Origin of the sequence: Rhizobium albus (assembly GCA_030160035.1) — a bacterium.
Taxonomy (GTDB): domain Bacteria; phylum Pseudomonadota; class Alphaproteobacteria; order Rhizobiales; family Rhizobiaceae; genus Georhizobium; species Georhizobium albus.
On sequence record BSNO01000003.1, the window covers coordinates 1146338 to 1159510 of the forward strand.

Annotated in this window: 14 protein-coding genes; 3 read left to right on the top strand and 11 right to left on the bottom strand. The window is 62.8% G+C overall.

Going from position 1 to position 13173, the window contains the following annotated elements; genetic code table 11:
- Positions 1 to 16 precede the first annotated feature (16 nt).
- Together QQL76_RS13165 and QQL76_RS13170 are read right to left on the bottom strand one after the other, a co-directional pair.
- Complete coding sequence (locus QQL76_RS13165) at positions 17 to 1198, bottom strand: glycosyltransferase family 4 protein (protein WP_499208028.1); 1182 nt, start codon at positions 1196 to 1198, stop codon at positions 17 to 19.
- 5 nt (positions 1199 to 1203) lie between these two features.
- A complete protein-coding gene (locus QQL76_RS13170) occupies positions 1204 to 1776 on the bottom strand; it encodes a polysaccharide biosynthesis/export family protein (protein WP_499208029.1) in 573 nt (190 codons plus the stop codon).
- A 231-nt stretch (positions 1777 to 2007) separates the two neighbouring features.
- Here QQL76_RS13170 and QQL76_RS13175 point away from each other — a divergent pair, with 231 nt between their 5' ends.
- Positions 2008 to 4209, top strand: a complete 2202-nt coding sequence (locus QQL76_RS13175) for a GumC family protein (RefSeq protein WP_499208030.1) — start codon at positions 2008 to 2010, stop codon at positions 4207 to 4209.
- Between the two features lie 27 nt (positions 4210 to 4236).
- Here QQL76_RS13175 and QQL76_RS13180 read toward each other — a convergent pair whose 3' ends face one another.
- Positions 4237 to 5439 (bottom strand): GNAT family N-acetyltransferase, encoded by a 1203-nt coding sequence (locus QQL76_RS13180; RefSeq protein WP_499208031.1) that lies wholly within the window; start codon positions 5437 to 5439, stop codon positions 4237 to 4239.
- A gap of 145 nt (positions 5440 to 5584) precedes the next feature.
- Complete coding sequence (locus tag QQL76_RS13185) at positions 5585 to 5812, bottom strand: DUF2842 domain-containing protein (RefSeq protein WP_126010708.1); 228 nt, start codon at positions 5810 to 5812, stop codon at positions 5585 to 5587.
- Positions 5813 to 5948: 136 nt separating this feature from the next.
- On the opposite strand from QQL76_RS13185, the gene QQL76_RS13190 reads away from it, so the two are divergent.
- On the top strand, positions 5949 to 7070 hold the full coding sequence (locus QQL76_RS13190) for a COX15/CtaA family protein (protein ID WP_499208032.1): 1122 nt from the start codon (positions 5949 to 5951) through the stop codon (positions 7068 to 7070).
- 30 nt (positions 7071 to 7100) lie between these two features.
- Here the strand turns inward: QQL76_RS13190 and argC are convergent, their stop codons facing one another.
- From argC to QQL76_RS13215, 5 genes are all read right to left on the bottom strand, one after another.
- Entirely contained in the window at positions 7101 to 8042 is a 942-nt protein-coding gene (gene argC / locus QQL76_RS13195; protein ID WP_499208033.1) for an N-acetyl-gamma-glutamyl-phosphate reductase, read from the bottom strand.
- 78 nt (positions 8043 to 8120) lie between these two features.
- Positions 8121 to 9077 (bottom strand): agmatinase, encoded by a 957-nt coding sequence (gene speB, locus QQL76_RS13200; protein WP_499208034.1) that lies wholly within the window; start codon positions 9075 to 9077, stop codon positions 8121 to 8123.
- A 178-nt stretch (positions 9078 to 9255) separates the two neighbouring features.
- A complete protein-coding gene (rpsI, locus tag QQL76_RS13205) occupies positions 9256 to 9744 on the bottom strand; it encodes a 30S ribosomal protein S9 (protein ID WP_404862181.1) in 489 nt (162 codons plus the stop codon).
- Positions 9745 to 9746: 2 nt separating this feature from the next.
- Positions 9747 to 10211, bottom strand: a complete 465-nt coding sequence (gene rplM, locus QQL76_RS13210; protein WP_126010703.1) for a 50S ribosomal protein L13 — start codon at positions 10209 to 10211, stop codon at positions 9747 to 9749.
- Between the two features lie 208 nt (positions 10212 to 10419).
- Positions 10420 to 10869, bottom strand: coding sequence for a PaaI family thioesterase (locus QQL76_RS13215; protein WP_499208373.1), 450 nt, complete (start codon positions 10867 to 10869; stop codon positions 10420 to 10422).
- A gap of 108 nt (positions 10870 to 10977) precedes the next feature.
- Between QQL76_RS13215 and QQL76_RS13220 the strand changes: the two genes are divergently transcribed.
- Positions 10978 to 11802, top strand: a complete 825-nt coding sequence (locus tag QQL76_RS13220) for an enoyl-CoA hydratase (protein WP_499208035.1) — start codon at positions 10978 to 10980, stop codon at positions 11800 to 11802.
- Between the two features lie 12 nt (positions 11803 to 11814).
- On the opposite strand, the gene QQL76_RS13225 is transcribed toward QQL76_RS13220, so the two are convergent.
- Both QQL76_RS13225 and QQL76_RS13230 read right to left on the bottom strand, forming a co-directional pair.
- On the bottom strand, positions 11815 to 12462 hold the full coding sequence (locus tag QQL76_RS13225; RefSeq protein WP_499208036.1) for an RraA family protein: 648 nt from the start codon (positions 12460 to 12462) through the stop codon (positions 11815 to 11817).
- Entirely contained in the window at positions 12459 to 13154 is a 696-nt protein-coding gene (locus QQL76_RS13230; protein ID WP_499208037.1) for a fumarylacetoacetate hydrolase family protein, read from the bottom strand. Before QQL76_RS13230 ends, QQL76_RS13225 begins: the two co-directional genes overlap by 4 nt.
- Between the last annotated feature and the right edge of the window lie 19 nt (positions 13155 to 13173).

Below are 13173 nucleotides of genomic sequence, written 5' to 3' on the forward strand. Positions count from 1 at the left end.
GCCTATCAGGAAGGAGCTAAGAAAGGCTTGATGGGAAGCGTTTGAGGCCCCGCGCTTTCGCCTCGGCAAGCGCTGCGCCATAGGCGGACATGACGCCGTCGGCCATGGTTTCCACCGAGAAGCGTTGCGCGAATTCTGCCCGATCGGGCATGGCCGCGTTGAGGCTCGAAGGGTCCAGAATCGCCTTCGACATTGCCGCTGCAAGCGAGGGGGCGCTGCCTGGTTCGACCAAGGCGGCACTGTCTTTGCCCAGGATTTCGGGAATGCCGCCAACACGGGTGGCGATAACCAGCTTTGCGCCCGCAACCGCTTCCAGCACGATGTAGGGCATCGCTTCCGCTCGTGACGGCACGACGACGGTCCGCGCCATCGCAAACGCCTCGCGCGCCGGCATGGCGGGGCGCATGGTGACCCGGTCTGCGAGACCGAGCGTCTGGAGGGCCGATTGATAGCGCGGCTTGTCGTCGCCATCCCCGACCATCAATGCCGAAAGAGGCCGCCCCGACAGCCGCTCTGCCTCGACGAACGCGTCGATGAAGACGTCCGGGCCCTTCAGGTCCCGCATCATGCCTATATAGAGGAAGTCGACGGCGGGCTCGCTCAAGCCAACGGGCTCGAACTCAGCGGGGCGGAGGCCATTATAGACCGTCTGAGAGGCGGTACGCGGCGCACCGATCTTTCGCGCGTAGACGTTGCCCTCGTAGTCGCAGACGAAGACGAGTCGATCCGTCATGCGCTCGAGGAAGCGCTCGATCGCGAAGAACACGCGGCCCCTGGTCGAGCCGGGATCGTAATGCAGGCTTCCGCCATGCGGGGAATAGAAACGGGCTACGCAATACCCAGATGCCCGTAGGAACGTGCCGGCGAGCCGGGCATAGGCGCCACCTTTGGCGCCATGCCCATGCAACACATCCGGCCGCAATGCCTTGATTTCTCTGTAGCTCTTTACCCCGGCGCTGAGATCGCTCGGGCTGATGGACCGCTGCATCGGCAGCCGGGTCAGACCCAGCGCCAGATGCGGACGAATGCTTTCGAACAGCGCGTCTTCGTAAGCGCCGCCTGTTGAACTGTCGCAGACGATGCCGACGGCATGTCCCTGTTGGCTGTGGCGTTCCGCCAGATCACGCACATGGCGGAAAATCCCGCCGACGGGCGATCGAAAGCAGTGAATGATGCGCAGCGGTCCTTGAGTGGACATCTGGCTCAGAACAGCCGCTCGCGGACGTAGATGGTGTCTCCGGCAATGATGGGATCGGAGATCGGTACGCGGCCCGTGATCACCTCGCCGTTGATCTTGCGGGTAACGTCGGCATCGTTTTGATTGGCGCGCGACGTGAAGCCACCGGCAATCGCAATGGCGTTCTGCACAGTCATGCCGGGCACGTAGGAATACTGGCCGGCAGCACCCACTTCGCCCATGATGAAGAAGGCGCGGTACTGATCGACTTCGACCGTGACGTCCGGATCGCGCAGATAGCCTTCGCGCAGCTTTGCAGCGATGGCGCCTTCCAGTTCCTGCACCGAACGGCCGCGGGCCGGTACCGAGCCAATCAGCGGAAAGGCGACGTAGCCGGCCTGGTCAATGGAATAGGTGCCTGTCAGGCTCGCCTGCTCGAAGACGGTGATGCGCAGCCGGTCACCCGCATCCAACTGGTAAGGTTGGATGGTTGCGGCGCTGAATCCCTCCGGTGCCGGTCGGTAACCGGAGCATCCGCCAAGCAGCAGCGAGGTGGCAAGAGTGAGAAGCAGCGCCCGGGGGCGAGAGATGGCGATCATGAGTATCCGTCCGTGCGCGTTCGACGCGGCCGATCAAGGCTCCTCCTCTTATCGAACTGTTAGGGTTAATGGCCGGTAAAGAGGCGCTGAAAGAAGACGAGGCCAAGCATTCATTCGATAGGATGCTGAAATTAACGGTTGAGTTACCATGATTATTTACGGTCGCTCTTGAAGCATTCCGCACGCGCGCCACTGCGCCCCATAGTCGCGGAGATCCTGAAGGAGCCCAGAATGTCCGGCAATCTATCGTCACGCGGGGATGTCGATATCGATTTGGCCGGGCTGGCCGCTGCGCTCTGGGCGCGCAAGTTCGCCATTGCGGCAAGCGTGCTCATCGTCGGCGCGCTGACCTATTTCACCACCAGTTCCATGGCGCCGCTCTACCGCAGCGAAGCCCGCATCCTCATCGAAGAGCGCGGTTCGGCCCTGTCACGGACGGGTGAGGGTGGTCAGACGCGGGATCTCGTGCTCGACGAGCAGGCCATCGCGAGTCAGGTGGAAGTTATCCGATCCTCCGACCTTCTGCGTGAGGTGATCACCGAACTCGACCTCGGCAGCCGCGCGGAATTCGATCCGGCAGGCCAGCCGTCGATGATCGGCGACCTCCTCGTGCTGCTCGGCATCGGCAGCGATCCGATCGACGACAGTGCGCAGCAGCGCGTGCTGGAAGCCGTTCGGGAAAACCTGCAGGTCTATCAGGTGCAGAATTCGCGCGTGATCGCCATCGAGTTCTCTTCCCAGGATCCCGAACTGGCAGCCGCTGTCGCCAACGGTCTTGCCGGGGCCTATCTCCAGGTGCAGAGCGGCGCCAAGCTTGATTCCAATGCCGATGCTGCCGCCTGGCTCGAGCCTGAAATCGCGGAACTCCGTGGCCGTGTGCGTGATGCGGAAGCCAAGGTCGCAGCCTTCAGGGCAGACAATGGTCTCCTGCTCGTGACCGAGAACAACACGCTCGTGACGCGGCAACTGTCGGACCTGACGACCGAGCTCTCGCAGGTCCGCGCGCAGCGCGCCGACGCCGAGGCGCGTGCCGCCAATGTTCGCTCGGCACTCGAATCCGGCCAGTCGGTCGATGCCGTCAGCAGCGTTGTCGACTCGCCACTGCTCCAGCGCCTGCGCGAGCGGCAGTCGGAAATCGAAGGCCAGATTTCGGACCTCTCGATCACGCTGCTCGACAACCACCCACGCATCCGCAGCCTGCGTTCGCAGCTTTCGGGCATCGGGACGCAGCTGAACGAGGAAGTGCGCAAGGCGCTTGCGAATCTCGAAGCCAATGCCGCCGTTGCCCGGTTGCGCGAAGCCGAACTGACCGAGCAGCTCGACGTCCTGAAGCAGAGCTCGGCGCAGGCCGGCGCTGACGAAGTCGAACTGCGCGCACTCGAGCGCGAAGCGCGTGCCGAGCGCGATCTCTTGGAAACCTATCTCGCCCGTTTTCGGGAGACGGTTTCGCGCGGTGATGCCAACGCGTTGCCGGCCGATGCACGCATCATCTCCCGTGCTGGTGTAGCGAGTGAGCCCTATTTCCCGAAGGTGATCCCGGCCGTCATCGTCGCGATGCTGGCTACGGCACTCATCCACATGATCATCATCCTGCTGATCGAGCTCTTCTCCGGCCGCGCGCTCCGCGAACGGGTTGTCGTGGATGAGATGCGCGAGGAAACGACACCGCTGGAGCCCGGCCGCATCGCGACAACCGGCACGGCGACGGCGAGCCTGGCCCGGCAGCCCCTGACGGCATCCGCTCAAGCTGTACCGGCCGCAGCGCCTGCACATCCGGCGGAGCCGCTGACGCAGCCGGCGCAGGCGATCGCCAAGGCTGCCGCACTGCCGGTGGCCGAGGACGAAGAGGACTTTTCCGTCGATGGCGTCGCCGCCGCCCTGATCTCCAAGCGCGTCCAGGTGGTCGCCGGCATTTCGCCGGAAGGCGATGCGGCAACGCTCGGCGCCGTTCTTCTGGCACGCGCCGTCTCCGATCGCGGCCATCGCGTCCTGACAATCGACATGACCGGCGCCGGCCTGCCGGGGGCAACCATGGCAGGGGCGGGCCTTCCCGGCATCACCGACCTTCTCTGCGGATCGGTCTCGATCGCCGAATCGATCCACGCCGACTACGCCTCGTCGGCCGACATCATCCCGCTTGGAACGGCCGATCCGGAGACCGCCATGCGCGGTGCATCCCGGATCGCCATGATCATCGAAGCCCTGTCGGATGCCTACGACACGATCATCGTCGAGTGCGGCAGCACCGAGATCACGGCTGTTCAGAAGATGCTGGCAGACCGGCCGATCACCGTCGTCATGTCCGTCGTCGATCCGGACGCCCCGATCATCGCGGAGGAATTCGAAGCGCTGGTCGAAGCAGGATATGATGACGCTTTGATCATGCTCGTCGACGAGGACGGCCCCCAGTCGACCCGCAGCAACGCGGCCTGAAGGTAGCGGTGCCTTTAGCCTGGGCGGTCAGGATATCCGGCGCTGAATGGCCCGGGCGATCTTGTCGAGACGCGGGTTGGCCTTGATCGCCTGCTTGGTCGAGGCGATGGCGCGCAGCGTCGCGCCAACGGCACGGCCCTTCATCGTCAGCGGCAGGTAGCAATCGTACTGCGTCGTGATCTGATCGCACCAGGACCGCTTGTAGGCCTCGTCGCCGATGCCGAAATCGAACATCATCTGGCCGTTGGCGCAAGCATCTTCGATCAGGCGGTAGAACAGGAACTCGCCGATGCTGAGCTCGCCCGCCATCTCTTCGTCGATCGAGCCGAACTGGCAGATGAGATGCCCGTTCTTGCGCGTCACGCCTGAAATCGCGCCGTAGCGTCCATCGGTGAGCTGCACGGCCGAGAGCCGCAACAAGGGTACGTTCTCTTCGGTCTTCGTGACGACCAAACGGCGGAAGAAATCCTGCACGTCGGGCTTGGCGAACACGTCGAGCTTGCCTTGCTTGTCGAAGCGGGCAGCCTTCTGGACGAAAAACGCTTCCAGCAGGCGAAGCGCCGTTTCGGGATCGTCGCCATGCACGATTTCGTAGCCGCCCAGTTCCTCCAGCGTGCGTTCGCCGAGGCGGTGCTTCTTGCGCCGCTTCTTGCCATTGATGCGCGACAGCGCCTTGTCGAAGCCGCCGTCGAGCGTCATCTGGAACGCCTGGTTGTTGCTGACGACCCGGTCGAGCGGCATCAAGGGATTGTCTACCCCGCGCCAGCTCTCCGGCGTGCGATAGAGCGCGAGAAGATCGAGATTGAGCCCGGCCTCAGAGAGCGCAGCCGAAAGAAGCGGCGGCGAAAATTGCATGTTGTCGGGTGAAAACAGACCGAAATTCAAATTGCTGTAGGACGTGCCGATATAGCGGCCGACCTTCGCGCCCCCCTGGCTGATGATTTCGAGCGGCAGCATGATCCGCCCGCCGCCGGTGAAATGAAGGAGCACGACGACCGGTTCGGTACCCGTTGCCTCGAGCCAGTTGCGGCACCAGTCGTAGCTGAGATGGACGGAGGTGAAGAACTGCGTCTCCAGCGAACGCCACTGCCGTTCGGCCGCTTCGATGCTGGCGAAGATCTCCACGCGTTTGACCGTCTGGGCATCACCTTGAGCCGGAACATGCGACGTCACTCCCGCGATCAGCGGTGCGTCCGTCGGTTCGCCGGCTGTCTTGCGGGCAACTTCCATGGGTACGATCCTCGTCATCAAACGACCTCGTCACGATGCGCGCGAGGATGGGGGATCGTCCTGAACAAAGCGTTGTCTAGACAACAGTCGAAGCGGTCAGAACCTCTCAAACACCCGCCTAAGTCTTCCTATGCTTTCGCCGCCGTTAATCCAAAAGGTCGGATTTTTCTTTTGGAGGGCGTTCCATCCAGCTGATGAGCAGCATGGCCGGCACGACCCAGAGAACACCGGTGAAGAGGAAATAGAGAAGATGCACCCACCAGGGTGACTCCGCCAGGCGATAGGTCGCGATGGTCGTGGCGACGAGCGCATAGATGATGACCAGTGCGACGATGGCGAAGGCGCCGATGAATTTCTTGAGGCGGACGGGCATGGTGGTCTCCTTGATCTTCCACATAGCCGGTCGGACGCTTCAGGCAAAGCGGCGCGACGCCATGCCGCAAAGCTCTTCGCCTTGAATTGCAGGGCAGGGTGGGGCAAATGCCATGGCAATCTGCAAGGACAGTGCAATGACCGTACTCGATGCCGTCTCACCCGCTTCCAGCCCATCCGAAATCGCCGCCCAGGCCCGACGCGGCGAACTGGAGACAAACCGCCGGATGCTGCGGCTCTGGCTTGGCATCGTCATGCTCGCGATTTTCGCGCTCGTGGTTGTCGGCGGCGCGACGCGGCTGACCGAGTCAGGGCTCTCCATCACCGAATGGAAACCCATCCACGGCGTCATCCCGCCGCTGAGCGCGGAAGAATGGCAGGAGGAATTCGACCTCTACCGTCAGATCCCGCAGTACCAGGAAGTGAACCGGGGCATGAGCCTCGACGAGTTCAAGGTCATCTTCTGGTGGGAATGGGCCCACCGTTTCCTCGCCCGCGCCGTCGGCGTGCTTTTCGCCGTGCCTCTCGTCTTCTTCTGGGCCACCGGACGGATCGAGCCACGACTGCGGCTGCCGCTCGTCGGTCTTTTCTTCCTCGGCGGCCTGCAAGGCTTTGTCGGGTGGTGGATGGTTGCATCCGGCCTCACCGAGCGGGTCGATGTCAGCCAGTACCGTCTCGCAGTTCATCTGACGCTCGCCTGCATCATCTTCGCCAGCATCATGTGGGTGTCGCGGGGCCTCGCGCCGCACTCGACCGACGCCCCCCCGACCGAGCGCTCCCATCTGGCCGCCGGCGGTCTTGCTCTTTTCGTCCTTTTCCAGATCTATCTGGGCGCGCTCGTCGCCGGCTTGAACGCGGGCTTTGCGTTCAACACCTGGCCACTCATCGACGGCGCCTTCATTCCCGCCGGTCTGTTCGTGATGGATCCGGCCTGGCTGAACCTCTTTGAAAACGTCAAGACGGTGCAGTTTGTCCACCGGATGACGGCCTACGCCCTCTGGTTCGCCGCGCTGGCGCACATGGTCGTGGCGTTGCGCCATGGCGCCGGCAGCACCCATGCCAATCGTGCCGTGGTGCTGTTCTTCCTCGTCACCATGCAGGCGCTGATCGGCATCATCACGCTCGTCATGGTCGTGCCGCTCAACTGGGCGCTCCTGCACCAGGCCTTCGCCGTCGTCGTCCTCGGCTTCGCAGTGGCCCACTGGCGCGCCTTTTATGGATCCTACGCGCCCACAGGCCGGCTCGCCGCCGCCGGGTGATCGATCATCAAAATGAGGTAGTGGCGCCTGTCAGTCGACAGGCGTGATCCCGAGCATCAGGTCCATGTTCTGAACCGCGGCGCCGGAAGCGCCTTTGCCGAGATTGTCCAGAACGGCCACCACATTGACGTGCTCGCCGCCTTCCGAACCGAACACGTAGATATTCATTGTGTCCTTGCCGTTGAGCGACGTCGGATCGAGGCGCTGGATCGCCATGCTCTCGTCAAGATCGACGACCGTGACGATATCCTGCCCACGATAATGCTCGGCCAGCGCCTCATGCACGCTGCGCAGCGAAGGTGAACCGTCGAGATCGGCGAGATGCAGTGGCGCCTGCACGGCCATGCCCTGCGCAAAACGCCCGACGGACGGCGAGAAAAGAGGCGTACGGTGCAGGCCGCTCCGCATCTTGATCTCGGGCACATGCTTGTGAGCAAGCGTCAACCCGTAAAGGAAATGGGGGGCGCCGAGATAGTCGGGACGGCTCTCGTCTTCCATCTGCGCGATCAGCTGCTTGCCACCGCCCGTGTAGCCGGAAACGGCGTTGATGCTGACCGGGTAATCGGCCGGCAGCAGCGCCGCGTCGACCAGCGGCTTCAGAATGCCGATGGCGCCGGTCGAGTAGCAACCAGGATTGGATACGAACCGCGCGGACGCGATCTGTTCGGGGCGTTCGGGGTCGGATTCGGCGAAGCCATAGACCCAGTCCGGATCGACGCGGTGCGCGGTGCTCGTGTCGATGATGCGCGTCGTGGACGAAACGCCGAGCATCGACACCGCTTCCTTCGCGCCGTCGTCGGGCAGGCAGAGTATCGCGATATCGGCTTCTCGCAAGAATTCCTCGCGTAGTGCGATGTTGCGGCGCTCCTCCTCGGGAATGGAGATGATCTCGATATCGGTTCGCTCCGCCAAGCGGGAGCGGATCTGCAGACCCGTCGTGCCATGCTCGCCGTCGATGAAGATCTTCGCCATGTCCATCATCCCGTTTGCGAGCAAATCCAGTCGCTTGAACGCGAGATCGGATTCACCCTGTGAGCGCGTTGAATCGAACTATGAACGCTCGATCGCGCGCCGTTCAGCCATGAGGCCGAGCGTATACATGGCGACACTGGCACCGGCAATGGCGGTGACATCCGCGTGATCGTAGGGTGGGGACACTTCGACCACGTCACCGCCGCGGATATCGAGGCGCCGCAACTGCCGGAGGATCGAAAGCATCTTGGCCGTCGAAGGGCCGCCTGCAACGGGCGTTCCAGTGCCGGGAGCGTAAGCCGGATCGAGGCAGTCGATGTCGAATGTGAGGTAGGCTGGGCGGTTGCCGACGCGCGCGAGGATCCGAGAGGCAACGTCGCCCGTGCGCATCTCCTCCAGCTCGTGACCGTAGATGATCTGAATGCCGAAATCTTCGGGCGCATGCGTGCGGATGCCGATCTGGATAGACGTGTCCGGATCGACGAGGCCCTCACGCACGGCGCGTGCGACGAAGGATCCGTGGTCGATGCGCTTACCGTCATCGTCCCATGTGTCCTGGTGTGCATCGAATTGGACGAGGGAAAGCGGGCCGTGACGAGCGACATGCGCCTTCAAGAGAGGCCATGTTACGAAGTGATCGCCGCCAAGCGTGAAGAGAAACGCTCCGGTATCGAGGATACGGCCGGCTTCCGCTTCGATCCGGTCCGGCGTTTCCTGGTGATTGCCGTAGTCGAGCAGGCAATCGCCATAGTCGACCACCGCAAACTCGGCGAACAGATCCCGTTCGAACGGATATTGCGGGTCGTTGTCGAAGATGGCGGAGGCGCGGCGGATCGCCTGCGGGCCAAAGCGTGCACCCGGCCGATTGGAAACGGCAGCATCGAACGGGATGCCCCAGACCACCGCATCAGCGCCGGCGACGTCCTTGCGGTAGGGCCTGCGCATGAAGGAGAGGGCGCCGGCATAGGTCGGGTCGGACGCGGCCCCGGTCAATTCGCTGGCATTGAAGGCGTGATCGATCGACTTCGATGGCATTGGCTCTGATCCTTTTCGGATGGATGGCAGCAGCCTGGAACCAGCGCTGCGATATCGAAAATTGGTAAGGCAGCCATAAGATGGGACGAGGGAAGCCGGTTGGGAAGGCCGATGCTGCATCGCAACGAAAAAAGGCGGAGCCGAAGCCCCGCCTTTTGATCTGGCAGTCGTCCGAAGCTTAGCGCTTGGAGAACTGGAACGAACGACGGGCTTTCGCCTTACCGTACTTCTTACGCTCAACGACACGGCTGTCGCGCGTCAGGAAGCCGCCCTTCTTGAGGACGCCACGCAGTTCCGGCTCGTAATAGGTGAGAGCCTTGGAGATGCCGTGACGAACGGCGCCGGCCTGGCCGGAAAGACCGCCACCAGCGACCGTTGCGACGATGTCGAACTGGCCGGTGCGTGCCGCAGCGACGATCGGCTGCTGCAGAACCATCTGAAGAACCGGACGTGCGAAGTACTTTTCGAACTCGCGGCCGTTGATGGTGATCTTGCCGGAGCCTGGCTTGACCCAAACGCGCGCGACAGCGTCTTTACGCTTGCCGGTTGCGTAGGAACGGCCCTGTGCATCGACCTTGCGGACATGCGCCGGCTGAGAAGCCTGGGCGGAGCCGGCGGTCACGCCGGTTGCCTGGCCGAGGTCCTGGAGGGAATTCAGTTCAGCCATGATCAGGCAGTCCTCTTGTTCTTGGTGTTCAGCACGCCGATGTCGATCGTCTCGGGCTGCTGGGCTTCATGCGGATGGTTCGAACCGGCATAGACGCGCAGGTTCTTCATCTGGCGACGGCCGAGCGGGCCGCGCGGGATCATGCGCTCGATGGCCTTTTCGAGAATGCGCTCCGGGAAGCGGCCTTCGAAAATCTGGCGCGCGGTGCGCTCCTTGATGCCGCCGGGATAGCCGGTGTGCCAGTAGTACTTCTTGTCGGTGTACTTCTTGCCCGTCAGCACGGCCTTTTCGGCGTTGATGATGATGACGTTGTCACCATCGTCGACATGCGGGGTGTAGGAAGGCTTGTGCTTGCCGCGCAGGCGGGTGGCGACGAGGGTGGCGAGACGGCCGACAACGAGTCCTTCGGCGTCGATCAGCACCCACTTCTTCTCCACCTCTGCAGGCTTCTGCGAGAAGGTCTTCATGAATATCACTCTTTCGTTCGGGTCCCGAACCATGCGTGCACGGCAAGGGCGCTTCTTGTTGCTTGTCTTGGCAAGGCCAAGTGCTGCCCGCATGGATCCACGCGTGGCTGCGAGCGGTGTATAGACTAACCGCCCGAAACGCGCAATCGCAGTGAATAAGGGTGTTGTAAAAACAACTCAGCAAAAACAAAGGCTTATATATGTGGTATTATTTTACCGCAGTTTCTGCCCGCGGTGGGATCGAATAGGTGGCCGATGCCTGCGCCACTATGGTCCCTTCTTCGTCCGCGATGATCACGTCGACGACCGCCAGACGCTTGCCGAGCTTGAGCAGCCGGCAGCGGGAATAGAGCGGCACACCGTCAGCGGGCTTGCGCAGGAAATTGATGGTGAGATTGGTGGTGACGGCCAGCGCAACCGGCCCGATATGGGCGAGAATGACGACGTAAGCGCCGAGATCGGCAAGCGCGAACAGAGTGGGACCCGAAACTGTCCCGCCCGGCCGCAGATGGCGACGATCGGGCATCAGCCGCAACACGGCGGCACCCGGTTCGATCTCGGTCACCGCATAGAACGGTCCACCCTCGTTGATCTGTGGAAATTCCTGCGCCAGAAAGGCCTCCAGCGCGTCGATGGTCATGACCGGCTTCACGGCAATCCTTTGGTCTCGATCTTGAGCGCGCAGTTGAAAGCGCTGGTCCGGCCCCGTCAAGTCGTGCCAGAAATCGCCTGACGCAGGGAATGAAAGCAGAGGAGCCGGCAGAGCATGGCCGACATCGTTTCGATGAAGCAGAAGCAGGACACGGACGCGCTGGTCGTCGCCCAGAAGTACGACGGCATCCTGCGGCTGTCGCTCAAAAATCCGCCGGCGAATGCCCTGTCCGTCGCGCTTATGGAAGCGCTTCTGCGCAACCTGGAAGAGGCGCGTGACGACGCGGAGACGCGCGTCATCATCATTGCCTCGCTCGCAAAGGTGTTTTCCGCTGGCCACGACCTGAAGGAATTGCAGCGGCATCGCTCCGAAGACGACCGTGGCCGCGCATTCTTCGACGAGACGATGCGGCTCTGTGCGAAACTGATGCAGACGATCGTGGCGCTGCCGAAGCCCGTGATCGCCGAAATCGACGGGATCGCTACGGCGGCCGGCTGTCAGCTCGTCGCCTCCTGCGACCTCGCGATCTGCACCGACACCTCCGGCTTCGCGACGCCGGGCGTCAATATCGGCCTTTTCTGCTCGACGCCGATGGTCGCGCTGTCGCGCGCCGCGCATCGCAAGCAGGCGATGGAAATGCTGCTCACCGGCGAGACGATCGATGCCTCCACCGCCAAGGAATTCGGCATCGTCAACCGGATCGTGCCGAAGGAATATCTGCGCCAGGTGGTTGACAAATACGCAGCCGTCATCGCGTCGAAATCGCCGCTGACGGTGAAAATCGGCAAGGAGGCGTTCTACCGCCAGGCGGAAATGAGCCTTGAAGACGCTTATGATTACACGGCGCGCGTGATGGTCGAGAACATGATGGCGCGCGACGCGGAAGAGGGCATCTCCGCCTTCATCGACAAGCGCAAGCCGGAATGGACGGGGGAATAGGCCAGAGTCGCTCTACCGGTCCCTGAGACCGAGCAGATCCATCGTAGTCCGCCCAGCCCTCAGAGCGGCGCGCAGGGCGTCCTCTTTCTCCTCGCGTTCACGGGCTGCGTCGACGGCCGCAGAAATCATCGCCCGAGGCACGATGACGACGCCATCCTCGTCGCCAACGACGAGGTCGCCGCGATGGATGGTGGTGTTCCCAAGCGTGATCGGTGCGCCGAGCGGCGATGTCCGGAGCTTGTCGGTGCCCTCGATGCACAACCCCCGGGCAAAGACCGGAAATCCCATCGTCCTCAGTGTCGTAGCGTCGCGCACGCAACCATCGATGATAAGGCCGGCGATCGCGCGCGCCAGGCAGGCTTCGGCAAGCACATCGCCGAACGGTCCGTCGCTCATCGATGCTTCATGATCGACGACGAGAATTTCGCCGGGAGCCGCGGCCTTGATGGCCTTGTGGATCATCAGATTGTCGCCCGCGGGGCAGAAGACCGGGAACGCCGGGCCGCAGAGCCGGATATCCCGATCGATCGGTTTGATGGCGGCGGGCAGGGCGCCGATCCTGCCCATCGCTTCATGCAGAGTGGCGGACGAAAAATATGCCAGGGCAGCAAGCTGCCCCGGATCCACCGGTGCAAGATCTCCGTCCGCCCTGTCGTTCACTTGACCGGGTCGCCGATCTTGACGGTCAGCGGCTCGAGCCCGTCGATCGTGCCGATGAGTTCGTCGCCGGTCTTGACCGGGCCGACGCCGTGCGGCGTGCCGGTGAGGATGATGTCGCCCGCCTTCAGTTCATAGAATTCCGAAAGCTTGGATATGATCTCGGGCAGCGACCAGATGAGCAGGCTCACATCCGAATCCTGGCGCGTTTCGCCATTCACTGTGAGCTTGATGTTGCCCTTCTCGATGTGCCCTGACTTCTCGACCGGCGTGATCGGACCGCACGGGCAGGACTCGTCGAACGACTTGGCGATCTCCCAGGGGCGACCGCCGCCCTGGATGTCGCGACGCGTCATGTCGATACCGACGCCGTAGCCGTAGACATGGTCGAGCGCCTGGTCCTCGGGAATGTTGTAGCCGCCCGATTTCAGCGCCATCACGAGTTCCAGTTCGTAATGGAAGTCCTTCGTCATCGTAGCGTAAGCGATGGTGGAGCCGGACTGCACGATGGAATCCGTCGGCTTCTGGAAGAAGATCGGCGGGTCGCGATCCGCGCTGCCGCCCATCTCTTCCACATGCGCCACATAATTGCGACCGACGCAGTAGATCCGGCGGACCGGGAAGCGCTCGTCCTTGCCGACCACCGGCAGGGACGCCGCTTTCGGCCGCTCGATGACAAAGCCTTCATGACCCATGATGTTCTCCTCCTCAGGG

Bases quoted from the DNA above. Each gene is read 5' to 3' on its own strand.
- QQL76_RS13185 (WP_126010708.1), bottom strand. From the start codon at position 5,812: ATGCCCGTCCGCCTCAAGAAATTCATCGGCGCCTTCGCCATCGTCGCA.
- QQL76_RS13220 (WP_499208035.1), top strand. From the start codon at position 10,978: ATGGCCGACATCGTTTCGATGAAGCAGAAGCAGGACACGGACGCGCTG.
- QQL76_RS13165 (WP_499208028.1), bottom strand. From the start codon at position 1,198: ATGTCCACTCAAGGACCGCTGCGCATCATTCACTGCTTTCGATCGCCC.
- QQL76_RS13190 (WP_499208032.1), top strand. From the start codon at position 5,949: ATGACCGTACTCGATGCCGTCTCACCCGCTTCCAGCCCATCCGAAATC.
- QQL76_RS13170 (WP_499208029.1), bottom strand. From the start codon at position 1,776: ATGATCGCCATCTCTCGCCCCCGGGCGCTGCTTCTCACTCTTGCCACC.
- rplM (WP_126010703.1), bottom strand. From the start codon at position 10,211: ATGAAGACCTTCTCGCAGAAGCCTGCAGAGGTGGAGAAGAAGTGGGTG.
- argC (WP_499208033.1), bottom strand. From the start codon at position 8,042: ATGGCGAAGATCTTCATCGACGGCGAGCATGGCACGACGGGTCTGCAG.
- rpsI (WP_404862181.1), bottom strand. From the start codon at position 9,744: ATGGCTGAACTGAATTCCCTCCAGGACCTCGGCCAGGCAACCGGCGTG.
- QQL76_RS13180 (WP_499208031.1), bottom strand. From the start codon at position 5,439: ATGGAAGTTGCCCGCAAGACAGCCGGCGAACCGACGGACGCACCGCTG.
- QQL76_RS13230 (WP_499208037.1), bottom strand. From the start codon at position 13,154: ATGGGTCATGAAGGCTTTGTCATCGAGCGGCCGAAAGCGGCGTCCCTG.
- speB (WP_499208034.1), bottom strand. From the start codon at position 9,077: ATGCCATCGAAGTCGATCGATCACGCCTTCAATGCCAGCGAATTGACC.
- QQL76_RS13175 (WP_499208030.1), top strand. From the start codon at position 2,008: ATGTCCGGCAATCTATCGTCACGCGGGGATGTCGATATCGATTTGGCC.